We start from the raw sequence: 12,592 nt of genomic DNA on the forward strand, positions 1-12,592 counted from the left end.
GGCATAAATGTTTATTACGATAGAAGGGATCGACGGCTCCGGCAAGTCGACACAGGCCAGGCGCCTAGCGGCGCGTTTGAGGCGCGAGGGCAAAAAAGTGACGGAGACGCATGAACCGGGAGACTGGCCCCACGGGGATATTCTGCGCGCTCTTCTGCTGAACGGGCGGCTCCGGCACCCGATGACCGAGATCATGCTTTTTGTGGCCGACCGGTGCGAACACGTCGCGCAGGTCATTCAACCCGCTCTGGATCAAGGGGAATGGGTCGTCTGTGACCGCTATAACGACTCCACCCGGGCCTATCAGTGCTGGGGACGCGGACTGAAAGAAGACATTCTGGAGAGCCTGATAAAGTGGTGCGGGATTCCCGAGCCCGACCTGACGGTCTGGCTCGATCTCCCGGTGGAAGAAGCGAGGAAGAGGATGGCCGGCCGCGGCGGAAGCGATAGGATCGAAGGCGAAGACTTGAAATTCCATCAGACCGTCGCCTGCGGATTCAAGGAATTGGCCGAAAGGAACGGCTCGAGATTTTTCAGAGTCGACGCCCGGGCGGGCGAGGACGAGATTGAGGAGACGATTTTCTCCGAATTGAAAAGGCGTTGCGTCAGATGAATCAGAGCGAAATCTTTTGGCAGAACGACGTTCATTGGCGTGATTTGCTGAAATTTATCGCTCGGGGATCGATCCCCGGCTCGATCGGCATCGAGATCCGTCTGCCCTGGCAGCGGGAGGTCATGCTTTCGCTGGCTCGCCGCATCCTGTGCGAATCGGGTTCCGCCTGCGGCCAGTGCCCATCGTGTCGGGCCTGGGTTGACATGGAACATCCCGACCTGTTGGTGGCCGGAGAACCAGATGTGCCCGCGCCCGTCGACGAATGCCGCGCGAAAAGCGCCGACCTGTCGCTTTCGCCTGTCGTCGCGCCGGTGCGGCTTCTGGTGTTTTACGCTCCCGAAAAGATGAGCCCGGGAGCCGTGAACAGTCTGCTCAAGATTACCGAAGAACCGCCGTCCAAGGGACATCTTCTGTATATGATGGATCGCGGCACCATCCTTTCTACTTTGCGAAGTCGTCTGTGGATGTTATCATTCTCCGTGGAAGAAAAAATCGAACCTCTGACGCCTCCGGCTTCCCAGTCCGAATGGCTGCGCTGGCTGAAAGAAAACGAGAAAAACGACGGACAGAAATGGTACGCCATGGCGCATGGCTATGCGTCGTGGCTCTGCAAAAACGGAGAGTTGACGCGTGCCGGGGCGTTGCGTCAGCTTGCCGAGACGGCGCTCGCCACCCACTTGTCCGCAGCGATGTGGACAGACCTTTTGTTTCTTCTTTTGAGAGAGGAGTATCCCTTTGAGCATGTATTTGACGATTTTCGGCAAACCGCGTTACCTGGGGCTGATCGTTGCCGAAAACAGCATTCGTTTTGAAAAAGGCGAGCAGCTGCTCGTAGAAAGTTCTCGGGGGACGGAGATCGCCGTCGTCGCCGGGGAGATCACGGAACGCCAGGAAGCCCTTTACCGGGCCATAGACAATCGTCAGGAGGGACAGTCGGGCAGCGATTCCGGGCTCCAGAACGTGACCTTCCTGCATAGGGCCGAGACGGAAGATTTGGAGAAAGAAAAGAACAACCGCGGCGAAGAAGAGCGTGTCCTTGTCACCGCCAGACAGGTATTGAGCCGTCATGATCTTGACATGAAACTGGTCGACGTGGAATACATGAACGACCGCAAAAAACTGTTCCTGTATTTCACTTCCGAGCAGCGCGTCGATTTTCGCGCTTACGTTCGGGATCTGGCCCGCGAATTCCGTACGCGCATCGAGCTGCGGCAGATCGGAGTCAGAGACGAATCCAAGGTCGTCAAGGGCATCGGTGCCTGCGGCCGTGTCTGCTGCTGCAGCTACTGGCTTCATCGTTTTATGCCGATCGGCATCAAAATGGTCAAGGAGCAGAATCTGGCTCTCAATCCGACCAAGATCTCCGGGCTGTGCGGACGGCTTATGTGCTGCATGAGCTTTGAACAGAACACGTATCATGAATTGTGGAAGAGCCTGCCGTCTCACGGAGCCAAGATCAGGACGGAACAGGGAACGTGGATCTTGACGGGCGTCGATCTGGCGACGCGGACCTGCAGCATTCATGGTCCTGAAGGAAACGTCAGCATCCCCGTGACGATGTATCAACAGTTCAAGGAAACGCTGCTCGCCGGCAAACCGTGGAGCAACGAAGAACACGGCCTTGACGAGAGAGGGCAAGCGCTGATGGCGTTTGAGGGAGGCGCTCCGATCGTCGGTGAGGAGCGCGGTTGTTCGGGATGTGAGAGTTGTCCTCAGTACAGCAGAACAAAAAAAATATCAGACGATCGCGACGAAACGCGGGTGACGGTTGTAAACGTTTCCGACGTAACGGCGGGCAATGGGAAAGGCACTGCGGAATATACAGAAGAAGCGCGCCGCCGGCATCGCAGGAAGAACACCCGCGTTTTTGCGACAGAGGGCAAGACAGATCCCAGGAGCAAAGAGGAGCCAGTTTGGGAGCAGAAGAAAGCGGGACAGAAAAATATTCTCCGAGGGGGCAAGGCAAAACCTTCCTCAAGATCGTCCGGTTCTAAAGATCAGAAGCGCAGAGATGAGCGGAGAACTGACGGGCAGCAGTCCCAGACCGCGGGAAGCATGGGGGGCGGAGTGCCGGCAGAGGCGCGCCGCTCAGGAGCGTGGGCGCGCCGTTCCTCGACTCACGGGTCCCATCGCCCGGGCAACAGGAAAAGATCTGTCTCCGAGCCACCTTCGCGGGCAGATTCTGAGGAGGAAAAAAGCTAGCCCATGTCCTTTTTCGGCAAGTTGAAAGAGAAACTCGGCGGCGTTCGTTGTCGCTGGAGCGCCAACATCATGCGGCTCTTCGGCGGCGCGATCGACGAAGACTTTTGGATGGATCTCGAAGATGTGCTGATCGCGGGTGATGTGGGGCTGGAGACGACGGAAACGCTCCTTGACGAAATGCGAGCGTATCATGCACGATGCCGCTGTGAGGGAAAAGAGCTGCTCCGACATTTCAAAAGCGAACTGATAAAACGCCTCGACGGGATCCCGCGCATGGGCGCGCCGCTGCAAAGCGGCGAAAACGGCCTCTCGGTGATCTTGATGGTCGGGGTGAACGGCAGCGGAAAAACGACCACGACGGGAAAATTGGCGTGGCTTTATAAAGAATCGGGCAAGAAAGTCATTGTCGCCGCCGCGGACACCTTTCGGGCCGCAGCGATAGAGCAGCTGCAGGTCTGGGGCGAAAAAAGCGGGATCCGCGTGATCGCGCAGAAGCAGGGCAGCGATTCGGCCGCGGTCGTGTTCGACGCGATCACGGCGGCGCGGTCGTCCAAGGCAGATGTTTTGATCGTGGATACCGCGGGAAGACTCCAGTCCAAGCACAACCTCATGGAAGAACTGGGAAAAATCTATCGGGTGATCGAACGTGAAGTCGGAAAAGAGCACGTGGAAAGCATTCTTGTGCTCGACTCGGTTATCGGCCAGAACGCTTTCCGGCAGGCGGAAGTCTTCAACGAGGCCGCACGGCTGACCGGCGTCGTCCTCGCCAAGTACGACAACACGGCCAAAGGCGGGATCGTCCTCTCGATCGCCGACAAACTGCGTTTGCCCATTCGCTACATCGGTCTTGGCGAAGCGCCGGAAGACCTGAAACTCTTCGACGCCGAAGAATTTGTGGAAGCCCTTTTCGGAGAAGCGGCTCCGGAAAATTAACTCATTGGAGGCTCGTATAGCATGATCCCACGGTATGAGACGAAAGAAATGAAAGAGATCTGGTCTCTCGAGAATCAGTATCGCAGCTGGGAAGTCGTCGAACTGGCCGTTTGCCACGCCTGGGCGAAAGACGGCGTCATCCCGGCCGAAGCGATGAAGAAAATCGACGAGCGCAGCGGTTTCGACGCCGACGAGATCCTGAAGATCGAGGCCGAAGTTCAGCACGACATGATCGCCTTTGACACGAACATAGCCGACCATGTGGGGCCGGAAGGCCGTTACATCCATCTCGGCCTGACCAGCAGCGACGTGGAGGACACGGCGAGCGCCCTTCGCCTGCGGCAGTCGCTGGACGTCGTGATGCGCGAGCTCGACGTTTTCATGAAGGACGTGCTCGAACAGGCGGAAAAGTATAAATACACGCCTTCCGTCGGGCGCAGCCACGGCGTTCACGCCGAGCCGATCACGTTCGGCCTGAAGATACTGAACTGGTATTCGGAACTGCTGCGGGACCGCAAACGTCTGGAAAGTGCCAAAGAGGAAATCTCCTGCGGAAAGATTTCCGGCGCCGTCGGCACCTACGCCCATTGCCCGCCTCATATCGAAGCTGCCGTCTGCGCCGAACTGGGGTTGAAACCGGATCTCGTTTCGACGCAGATCATTCAGAGAGACCGGCACGCCGTCGTCATGTTCGCTCTGGCCAGCCTCGGCGCCGCGATGGAACGGATCGCCACCGAGATCCGCCACCTGCAGCGCACGGAAGTGCGCGAGGCGCTCGAGCCGTTCGGCAAGAAACAAAAAGGTTCGTCGGCGATGCCTCACAAGCGCAATCCCATCCAGTGCGAGAAAATCTGCGGTATGGCGCGCATGCTGCGCTCCTTCACGATCGTGGCGCAGGAAAACGTTGCCCTCTGGCACGAACGCGACATCAGCCACTCCAGCACCGAACGGCTCATCTGGCCCGACGCTTTTCATCTGGCCCACTACATGCTGAAAACGCTTGGGCGCGTCGTCCGCGGTCTTGACGTTTCGCCGCAGCGCCTGCAGGAGAACCTCGAGCTGACCGGCGGGCTGGTGTACAGTCAAAGAGTTCTTCTTCAGCTGGTGGAAAAGTACCGCATGCGCCGCGAAGACGCGTATCTGGCCGTGCAGCGCAACGCCATGAAGACATGGAACGGCGAAGGTCATTTCCTCGACCTGCTGGCTGGCGACGAACTGATCAAGGGGAAAATCGACCGAACGGAATTGGCGCAGCTTTTTACGAACGATTATTACTTCCGTTTTGTCGACGAGATTTTTGCTCGTTTTGAGTAGATCCAACGATATCCTTTGAGGGAGGGGTCCGTAGTGAAAAGTCTGTTTGGCACCACGCGTCTGCCCGATCGAAATTTAGCGCTTGAGTTTTGCCGCGGCACGGAGGCCGCCGCCATGTCGGCCGGGCGCCTGATGGGACGCGGCGACAAAAACGCCGCCGACGGCGCCGCCGTCAACGCGATGCGTTACATGCTCAACACCGTGGACATGGACGGCATCGTGGTGATCGGAGAAGGAGAAAAAGACGAAGCGCCGATGCTGTTCAACGGCGAACACCTTGGCACCGGCAAGAACGCCGAAGTGGACATCGCGGTGGATCCCATCGACGGAACGCGTTTGACGGCCCTCGGCATCAGCGGCGCGATCAGCGTCGTCGCCGGCGCGCCGCGCGGCACGATGTTCAATCCCAAGACGGTTTTTTACATGAACAAACTGGTCGTCGGCCCTGAAGCGAAAGACGTCATCGACATCGAAGCTCCGGTGGCGGAAAATATCCGCCGCGTCGCGGAAGCCCGCAAAAAGGCCACGGGCGATATCACGGTGGTCGTGCTGGACCGTCCCCGCCATGAAAAACTCATTGGAGAGATCCGCGCGGCCGGCGCCCGCATCAAGCTCATCACCGACGGCGATATCGCCGGCGCGCTGCTGACCTGTAAATTGGAGCGCGGCGCCGACATGCTCATGGGTATCGGCGGCACCCCCGAGGCCGTCATCACGGCCTGCGCCATCAAGGCCATGGGCGGCAACATGCAGGGCAAACTTTGGGCGCGCAGCGACGAAGAGCGTCAGAAGGCGCTCGATGCCGGAATGGACTTCAATAAAGTACTGACGATCGACGACCTGGTTCGCAGCGACGACGTGTTCTTTGCCGCCACCGGCATCACGGACGGCGACTTTTTGAAGGGCGTCCGTTACGAGGGCGAACGGATCTACACGAGTTCCCTCGTGATGCGCGCCAAAAGCGGAACGGTCCGTTACATCGATGCGGTGCACAGTCTCTATAAGCTTGATAAAATTGCCGGAATTGATTACAAAGCATGATCGTTTTTCTTGAAATAGCGGACACGGATAAGGTCTTCTCCTTGATGGGGAAGACCTTATCCGTGTCCGGCGTGTCTTCGGGGCTTAAAAGCTTAACTTAAAAAGAGGAACGAACCTTCGCCTTTTTCGCGGGAACGAGTATGAAAAATTTGTTCTTCATGCGTCGTGGTATAATCATGGAAATTGTTCTTAAAAAGGGACTGAAATTGATTCTGTGTGTTCTCTGGCGGCGGAGTGTGCTCCGGCGCCTTGAAGTCTTGCTGAAGAGAGTGGTGTGAATGAGCGCGTTGAAAGTGCGGGAACTGATCCCGCTGATCGATGATCTCGCTCCTTTCGAACTTGCGGAAAGCTGGGATCGTTGCGGCCTGCGACTCGGCAGATACGACGCGCTTGTCGCCAGGATCGCCGTGGCGCTGGATCCTTCCGCAGAGGCCGTCAGAGAGGCGGCGCGGCGTGGCTGCGAGCTTTTGATCACTCATCATCCGCTGCTGTTCGCGCCGCAGGAAGATATGATCTGCGATCGCTGCGACCCGAAGACCGTCGAGGCGGCGTTTCAAAGCGGCGTCTGTCTCATCGCCTGCCATACGAATTTCGACAGCGCCCGCGGCGGCGTGAACGAGAAACTGGCGCAGCTGGCCGGACTTGGAGACGCAAGGCCGCTCGAGCCTCCGGCGACGGAGCGCGGTTTTGGCATGGGAGCGGTCGGTTCCGTCCGCTCCGCCCCGGCCGGGGAGATTGCCTGCGAAATTGCGCGGAAATGGGATCTCTCCGGTTATCGCCTCTATGACGGCGGCTCGGCGGTGGATCGCGTCGCTTTGTGCGGCGGCTCGGGCGGCGAGCTTTGGAAGAATCTGGGGCGGACCGGTTCCGTGCTTTATGCGACGGCCGACCTTCGTTATCATGAGTGCCTGGAAGCCGTCGACGCCGGTCTGAGCGTGATGCTCTGCGACCATGGCGAGATGGAGAATCCGCCGCTGTCGTATTTTTCGAAAGCTTTGGCGCAGAAGACGGGCCTGCCGGTTTATTTCCTCGATCTGATCGGGGCCAAGCGCCGCCGGGAACGCTGGTGCAGCGTCGAACGCCATGTTTCAGCTTGAAATCGAGGGGTTCTCCGGCCCGCTCGATCTGCTCTGCCATATGATTGATCAGGGCCAGATCGAGGCTGCGCGGATCAGCGTCGCCGAGGTCATCTCCATATACGGCGCCTATCTGGCCCGAAGCGGCGGGCTGCCGATCGCTTCGGTGGCCGAATTCATAGCGCAGGCGGCGCATTTGGTGCGGCAGAAGGCTTCGTCTTTGCTGCCCCGATATGATGAAGTCCATGAAGACGACGGTGAAGTAACCGTATTGGACGATGCCGAAAATGTCGAAAGCCTGTTGGAGCGTTATCGTCCTTACCGCGAGGCGGTCTCGCGGCTGATCGATCTGAAGGAAAAAGCCGACCGGCGCCGTTTCCGCAAAGGGGAAGCGCTCGATCCGTTTTTCGATCTCGGCGATCTTTATTCGCTTTCTCTGCAGTGGCTCGAACTGCTCGACCGTCGTCGGAGCGCGAGTCTCGAACTGCCCGACGAAGACGACTGGGACGACGACGGAGTGCCGGCGCAGATCCCCGACGAAGTGCAGGTGGAAAACCGCATGGAACGCGTGCTCGAGCGTCTGACCGCTTTTTCGGAGGGGTTGTCCCTGCGTTCCCTGCTGAAGGAAGAGCCGGGACGCGGCGCGCTGGTGGTAACGCTGCTGGCGCTGCTGGAACTGTCGCGGAGGAACTTTGTGACGCTGGTGCAGAAGGAGCTGTTTGGCGATGTCTTTATCACGGCAAGAAGAGCCTGAAAATCTTCTGATCCGGCAGATCGAGGCGATCCTCTTCGTCGCGGCCGACGGCGCTTCCGTGCCGGAAATTTCGCTGGCGACGGGCCAGCCGGCGGCCTCGGTCCGCAAGGTGCTGGCTCGGTTGAGCGAAAGTTACGCCCTTTCGCACGGCCTGGAGATCGTCGAACTCGGCGGGAAGTGGTTCATGACGACCGCCAGCGATCTGAGCGAGACCATGGACAAATTTCACGCCGCCGACGAGAGCGAACGCGTCAGACTGACGCGGGCGTCTCTCGAGACGCTGGCGGTGATTGCCTACAGCCAGCCGGTGACCCGTTCCGAGATCGAGGCGATCCGCGGCGTGCGCTGCGATCGCGTCATCGACACGCTGCTTGGCTACGGACTGGCGCGCATTGCCGGACGGCGCAAAAGCACCGGTTCGCCTCTTCTGTACCGCACGACGACGAAATTCCTGGAGATCTTCGGGCTGGGTGCCATCTCCGATCTGCCGACGATCGACGAACTCGAGGAGCTGAAGCGGCACCGTCCGGAACCGGAAGATCCTTCCGCGGAACTGGCAACGGTTCCGGAAACGGGAATCGAGGCCGCCGAAGATGAGACTGAATAAATATCTGGCCCTCTGCGGAGTCGGTTCGAGACGCAAGGTCGAAGAGTTTATCTTCGCCGGCCGCGTCGTTTGCGGAGGTTATCAGGTCACCGCGCCGGGCTACGACGTTCCCGACGGAGAGATCGTCACGGTCGACGACGTGGAGGTCCGTCCGGAGAGAAAAATCTACATGGTCCTCCATAAGCCGCGCGGATATATCTGCGCGGTGAGCGACCGCAGTTATCCCGTGATCCTCGATCTGCTGCCGCGCGAATACGACTATTACCGCCTGTTCCCGGTAGGGCGCCTGGATCTGCAGAGCGAGGGGCTTTTGATGCTGACGAACGACGGGGATTTCTCGCAGGAGATGATCCACCCCCGCGCGGGGATCACGAAAGAATACGAGGTCCTGCTCGACCGCGTGCCGAACGAACGGGAAATGCGGCGGCTTCGGGAAGGAACGATTTTCGCGGGGAAAAGGCTTCATCCCGTCGGCGTCGATTTTTTACGACGGGAGCCGGAAGGGCGGTGGCTGCGCTTCGTCCTGAACGAAGGCGTCAAGCGCGAGATCCGTCTCATCGCCGAGAGCGCCGGGCTGAAAGTGCAGGTGCTGTTCCGCCGCAGGATCGGCCGTATGGAACTGCGACATTTGAAAAGCGGCTGTGCCCGTGAGTACAGCGCAGATCAGCTGCGCCGCATGATCCGGCACGGCGGCATCGTATAGAGCGGATGTTTAAGGAGGAAGCGACAGTGAACTGGACGGGAGTTATCGCCATCGACGGCCCCGCGGGCGCCGGCAAAAGCACGGTAGCCAAGCTTGTAGCCTCGAAACTGGGCATCAGTTATCTTGACACGGGAGCGCTCTATCGGGCGCTGGCTTATTACCTCGACAGCCTTGCGATCCCTGCGCAGGAGAGCCCGGAACTTAGAAAAGCCCTTTTCGACGTAACGGTGGAGATCCGCGCTTCCTCCGTTTTTCTCAACGGCACGGACGTATCTTCGCTGATCCGCACGCCGGCGGTCGACAGGATCGCCTCGCTTTATTCGGCGTTGCCCTCGGTGCGCGAAAAACTGCTGATGCTCCAGCGCGATCAGGCTCTGAAAGGCGGTCTGGTGGCCGACGGACGCGATATGGGCACCGTGGTTTTTCCGTATGCGCCGGTCAAGGTGTTTTTGACGGCTCAGGCTGAAGTGCGCGCGCAGCGCCGTCACGACGAGCTGGCGGCCCGCGGCGTGAAGGTCGAGTATCGGAAGCTGCTCGATGAAATCCTCCAGCGGGACGAAGCCGACGTCAAGCGAAGCATCGCGCCGCTGAAACAGGCGCCCGGCGCCGTGCTGCTTGACTCGTCCGCGATGAACGCCGAACAGGTCGCGGACGCGATCGCCGATATCGCACGGGCGGTGTGCCATGTTTAGGGCATTCCTGTACTGGCTTGCCAGGCACCTGTGCTTCGCCGTTTTGAAAATCCACAACGGCTTGAAGGTGACCGGGAGAGAGCTTGTTCCCGCTGACCGTCCCGTGATCGTCGCCGCAAATCACGTCAGCAATCTCGATCCTGTCGTGGTGGGGTGCGTGTTCCCGGGACGGCTCCGCCCGCTCGGCAAGGAGGAACTTTTTCAGATCAACCCGTTTTTCACCTGGCTCATGAACAATCTCGGCGTGATCTCCGTCAGCCGGACCACGGAGAAAGCCGCCGCGCTGGCGTTGAAAAAATTTCTTTCCCTGCTGAAAAACGGCGAAAGCCTGATGATTTTTCCCGAAGGCGCGCGCTCGTTCGACGGACGCCTCAAACCCCTTGAGGGAGGCGTTGCCGTGCTGGCGACCAGCGTGGACGCCCCCGTGATCCCGCTGTATATCGAAGGGACGTATGAGGCCATGCCCGTAGGTTCCTCCAAAATCAAGCGAAATCCCATCACAGCGCATTTTGGCAAACCCATCATGCCACTCCCCAAGGAACAGCGGGGCTCGCTGAAAGAGGAGCGTGAACGGATACGAGTCACTCTTCAGAACGAACTGGAACGTATGGAAAAGGAGAGCATTGGCTGACGTCGCTGCCCCCGGATTTTAAAAATCGCGTGGAGGGGCGCCGCCGCGCGGTGATCACCGGCCTGGAACTGCCGCTGCGCGACGATCTGGAATTGCTTCTGGAAGAATTGCGCCTGTTGCTGGCGAACCTCGACGTAGAAGTCGTGGCCGTGGCGACGCAGAAAAGGGATCGCCCCGATCCCGCTTTTTTGCTGGGAGCCGGCAAGGTGGACGAGCTGAAAATCCTGACCCAGGCCTCGGAAGCCGATCTGATCGTCTGCAACGACCTGTTGACGCCGATCCAGCTGAGCAACATGCGGCGGAAAACCGACTGCGAGGTGTGGGACCGGGCGCTGGTCATCATGAAGATCTTCGAACGCCGCGCCTCGACCGCCGAGGCCAAACTCCAGGTGGATCTGGCGCGGTGCCGTTACGAGATGCCTCACATCCGCGGATTGGGAAAGCAGATGTCGAACGCCGGAGCCGGAATCGGCACGCGCGGCCCCGGCGAAACCGAGTTCGAACGGCATCGCCGCAAGCTGCAGGCCCGCATCGTCGAAGCTTCCCGCAAACTGGAGGAGATGAAAAAGCGCCGCCAGGGACAGCGGAAGCAGCGCCGCCGCAGCGGCATCCCCACGGTGGCTCTGGTAGGTTACACGAACAGCGGCAAAACCACGCTGCTGAAACGTCTCAGCGGCGACAAGAAACTTTACGCCGCCGATCAGCTCTTCGCGACGCTGGATACGACGGTCCGTTCGGTTCGTCTGCCGTCGGGGAGGAACATCCTCATGGCCGATACCGTGGGATTCATCCGCGAGCTTCCGCCGGAACTGATCGCCGCCTTCCGAACGACCTTGGAAGAAGCCTGCCAGGCGGATATGCTTCTTGTGGTGCTTGACGCCAACGATCCCGATGTGACGGCGACGTACGACGTGATCCAGCAGACTCTTGACGAGATCGGCGCGGCCGCGCTCCCAAGGGCCGTGGTGCTGAACAAGATCGATCGTTCGGGACTTTTTCGGGTCGAACGGATCAAAGCGCAGCTGAGGGATGACGGACTGCCGGTCTGCGCCTTAAGCGCGCTGACGGGCGAAGGCGTCGAAAGCCTGTGGGGAGTCTTCGATTGGCTTGCCGTGCGCCGCAGCTGAGGAAAGGAGAAAAACAATGCTTTACAGCATGACAGGTTTTCATCGCGTCAGGCAAGACTTTCCATGGGGAACCCTTGCCGTGGAACTTTTCAGCGTCAATTCCCGTTATCTGGAAATCGCCGTGCGTGCCGACCGGGAACTCTCGAGTTTTGAACCGCTGATCCAAAACGCCCTGCGCGGCCGTCTGGCGCGCGGCAAAGTCGTGGCGCGCGCGGAGATCAGATGGGCGCCGGCGCTGATGCGCGAACGCCTGAACGGCGACGTCCTGCGGGACTATTACCGGGAGATTCAGGAACTGCAGGGCGAGCTTGGCGGACCGGTGCCTGCGGTGACAAGTCTGTTCTGTCTGCCCGGCGTCACCGAGTCCTCTTCCCTGATGGACAAAACCTCCGGCGAAGTCCAGTCGGCGTTGTTCGAACTGCTGGATCAGTGTGCGGACGGCCTGATAAAAATGCGCGGGGTCGAAGGCGAAGCGCTTGAGCGCGATATCATGCAGAATCTCGAAGAGTACGACAGCCTTCTGGAAAAAATCGCCGCGCGGTGGCAGAGCATCTCGCCGCAGTTTTTCGACGACTATCGCGCCAAGATCACGAAAACGATCGCGCAGCTCGGCTATGAGGCGGATCCCGCGCGTCTTGCCCAGGAACTCGTGATCCTGGCGGATAAGTGGGACATCTCCGAAGAATTGACCCGTTCGTCCAGCCATACGTCCCAGTTCCGCACGCTTTTGAAAAGCGGCGGCCCGGTGGGACGCAAGCTGGATTTTCTGGTGCAGGAGATGAACCGGGAAATCAACACGATGGGCTCCAAGTCGGCCAGCACCGAGCTCCGCTGGCTTGTGGTGGACGGCAAAGCGCTGCTCGAACGCATCCGCGAGCAGATCCAGAACGTGGAGTAGG

At 59.5% G+C, this 12,592-nt stretch carries 14 protein-coding genes; all 14 read left to right on the plus strand.

Translation table 11 applies throughout. From position 1 onward, the window contains the following. Nucleotides 1-7: 7 nt before the first annotated feature. The 14 genes from tmk (at nucleotide 8) to D7D26_RS02615 (ending at nucleotide 12,591) form a co-directional block, all read left to right on the plus strand. A complete protein-coding gene (gene tmk, locus D7D26_RS02550) occupies nucleotides 8-613 on the plus strand; it encodes a dTMP kinase (protein ID WP_120371903.1) in 606 nt (201 codons plus the stop codon). Further along, nucleotides 610-1,425, plus strand: a complete 816-nt coding sequence (locus D7D26_RS02555) for a hypothetical protein (RefSeq protein ID WP_120371904.1) — start codon at nucleotides 610-612, stop codon at nucleotides 1,423-1,425. The genes tmk and D7D26_RS02555 overlap by 4 nt, the downstream gene beginning before the upstream one ends. Then, entirely contained in the window at nucleotides 1,355-2,815 is a 1,461-nt protein-coding gene (locus D7D26_RS12815) for a PSP1 domain-containing protein (RefSeq protein ID WP_158606241.1), read from the plus strand. Before D7D26_RS02555 ends, D7D26_RS12815 begins: the two co-directional genes overlap by 71 nt. A 3-nt stretch (nucleotides 2,816-2,818) precedes the next feature. Then, nucleotides 2,819-3,748, plus strand: coding sequence for a signal recognition particle-docking protein FtsY (gene ftsY, locus D7D26_RS02565; protein WP_120371906.1), 930 nt, complete (start codon nucleotides 2,819-2,821; stop codon nucleotides 3,746-3,748). 21 nt (nucleotides 3,749-3,769) lie between these two features. Next, nucleotides 3,770-5,062, plus strand: a complete 1,293-nt coding sequence (purB, locus tag D7D26_RS02570; protein WP_120371907.1) for an adenylosuccinate lyase — start codon at nucleotides 3,770-3,772, stop codon at nucleotides 5,060-5,062. A gap of 33 nt (nucleotides 5,063-5,095) precedes the next feature. Further along, nucleotides 5,096-6,103: a class II fructose-bisphosphatase gene (gene glpX, locus D7D26_RS02575; RefSeq protein WP_078016139.1), complete on the plus strand. Its 1,008-nt coding sequence runs from the start codon at nucleotides 5,096-5,098 to the stop codon at nucleotides 6,101-6,103. 278 nt (nucleotides 6,104-6,381) lie between these two features. Continuing rightward, on the plus strand, nucleotides 6,382-7,200 hold the full coding sequence (locus D7D26_RS02580; protein ID WP_120371908.1) for a Nif3-like dinuclear metal center hexameric protein: 819 nt from the start codon (nucleotides 6,382-6,384) through the stop codon (nucleotides 7,198-7,200). Then, nucleotides 7,187-7,933, plus strand: coding sequence for a segregation and condensation protein A (locus tag D7D26_RS02585; protein ID WP_120371909.1), 747 nt, complete (start codon nucleotides 7,187-7,189; stop codon nucleotides 7,931-7,933). The genes D7D26_RS02580 and D7D26_RS02585 overlap by 14 nt, the downstream gene beginning before the upstream one ends. After that, nucleotides 7,905-8,540, plus strand: coding sequence for an SMC-Scp complex subunit ScpB (gene scpB, locus D7D26_RS02590; protein WP_078016142.1), 636 nt, complete (start codon nucleotides 7,905-7,907; stop codon nucleotides 8,538-8,540). The genes D7D26_RS02585 and scpB overlap by 29 nt, the downstream gene beginning before the upstream one ends. Further along, on the plus strand, nucleotides 8,527-9,243 hold the full coding sequence (locus tag D7D26_RS02595) for a pseudouridine synthase (protein WP_078016143.1): 717 nt from the start codon (nucleotides 8,527-8,529) through the stop codon (nucleotides 9,241-9,243). The genes scpB and D7D26_RS02595 overlap by 14 nt, the downstream gene beginning before the upstream one ends. A 26-nt stretch (nucleotides 9,244-9,269) precedes the next feature. Beyond that, entirely contained in the window at nucleotides 9,270-9,935 is a 666-nt protein-coding gene (cmk, locus tag D7D26_RS02600; RefSeq protein WP_078016144.1) for a (d)CMP kinase, read from the plus strand. Further along, nucleotides 9,928-10,566 (plus strand): lysophospholipid acyltransferase family protein, encoded by a 639-nt coding sequence (locus D7D26_RS02605; RefSeq protein WP_078016145.1) that lies wholly within the window; start codon nucleotides 9,928-9,930, stop codon nucleotides 10,564-10,566. Before cmk ends, D7D26_RS02605 begins: the two co-directional genes overlap by 8 nt. A 29-nt stretch (nucleotides 10,567-10,595) precedes the next feature. Further along, nucleotides 10,596-11,693: a GTPase HflX gene (hflX, locus tag D7D26_RS02610; protein WP_233543434.1), complete on the plus strand. Its 1,098-nt coding sequence runs from the start codon at nucleotides 10,596-10,598 to the stop codon at nucleotides 11,691-11,693. A 16-nt stretch (nucleotides 11,694-11,709) separates the two neighbouring features. Then, nucleotides 11,710-12,591: a YicC/YloC family endoribonuclease gene (locus tag D7D26_RS02615; RefSeq protein WP_078016147.1), complete on the plus strand. Its 882-nt coding sequence runs from the start codon at nucleotides 11,710-11,712 to the stop codon at nucleotides 12,589-12,591. The last annotated feature ends 1 nt before the right edge of the window (nucleotide 12,592 follow it).

The sequence above is a fragment of the Pyramidobacter sp. CG50-2 genome (genome assembly GCF_003612005.1).
GTDB lineage: Bacteria > Synergistota > Synergistia > Synergistales > Dethiosulfovibrionaceae > Pyramidobacter.

Bases quoted from the DNA above. Each gene is read 5' to 3' on its own strand.
- tmk (WP_120371903.1), top strand. From the start codon at position 8: ATGTTTATTACGATAGAAGGGATCGACGGCTCCGGCAAGTCGACACAG.
- D7D26_RS02555 (WP_120371904.1), top strand. From the start codon at position 610: ATGAATCAGAGCGAAATCTTTTGGCAGAACGACGTTCATTGGCGTGAT.
- D7D26_RS12815 (WP_158606241.1), top strand. From the start codon at position 1,355: ATGTATTTGACGATTTTCGGCAAACCGCGTTACCTGGGGCTGATCGTT.
- ftsY (WP_120371906.1), top strand. From the start codon at position 2,819: ATGTCCTTTTTCGGCAAGTTGAAAGAGAAACTCGGCGGCGTTCGTTGT.
- purB (WP_120371907.1), top strand. From the start codon at position 3,770: ATGATCCCACGGTATGAGACGAAAGAAATGAAAGAGATCTGGTCTCTC.
- D7D26_RS02580 (WP_120371908.1), top strand. From the start codon at position 6,382: ATGAGCGCGTTGAAAGTGCGGGAACTGATCCCGCTGATCGATGATCTC.
- D7D26_RS02585 (WP_120371909.1), top strand. From the start codon at position 7,187: ATGTTTCAGCTTGAAATCGAGGGGTTCTCCGGCCCGCTCGATCTGCTC.
- scpB (WP_078016142.1), top strand. From the start codon at position 7,905: ATGTCTTTATCACGGCAAGAAGAGCCTGAAAATCTTCTGATCCGGCAG.
- D7D26_RS02595 (WP_078016143.1), top strand. From the start codon at position 8,527: ATGAGACTGAATAAATATCTGGCCCTCTGCGGAGTCGGTTCGAGACGC.
- D7D26_RS02605 (WP_078016145.1), top strand. From the start codon at position 9,928: ATGTTTAGGGCATTCCTGTACTGGCTTGCCAGGCACCTGTGCTTCGCC.
- D7D26_RS02615 (WP_078016147.1), top strand. From the start codon at position 11,710: ATGCTTTACAGCATGACAGGTTTTCATCGCGTCAGGCAAGACTTTCCA.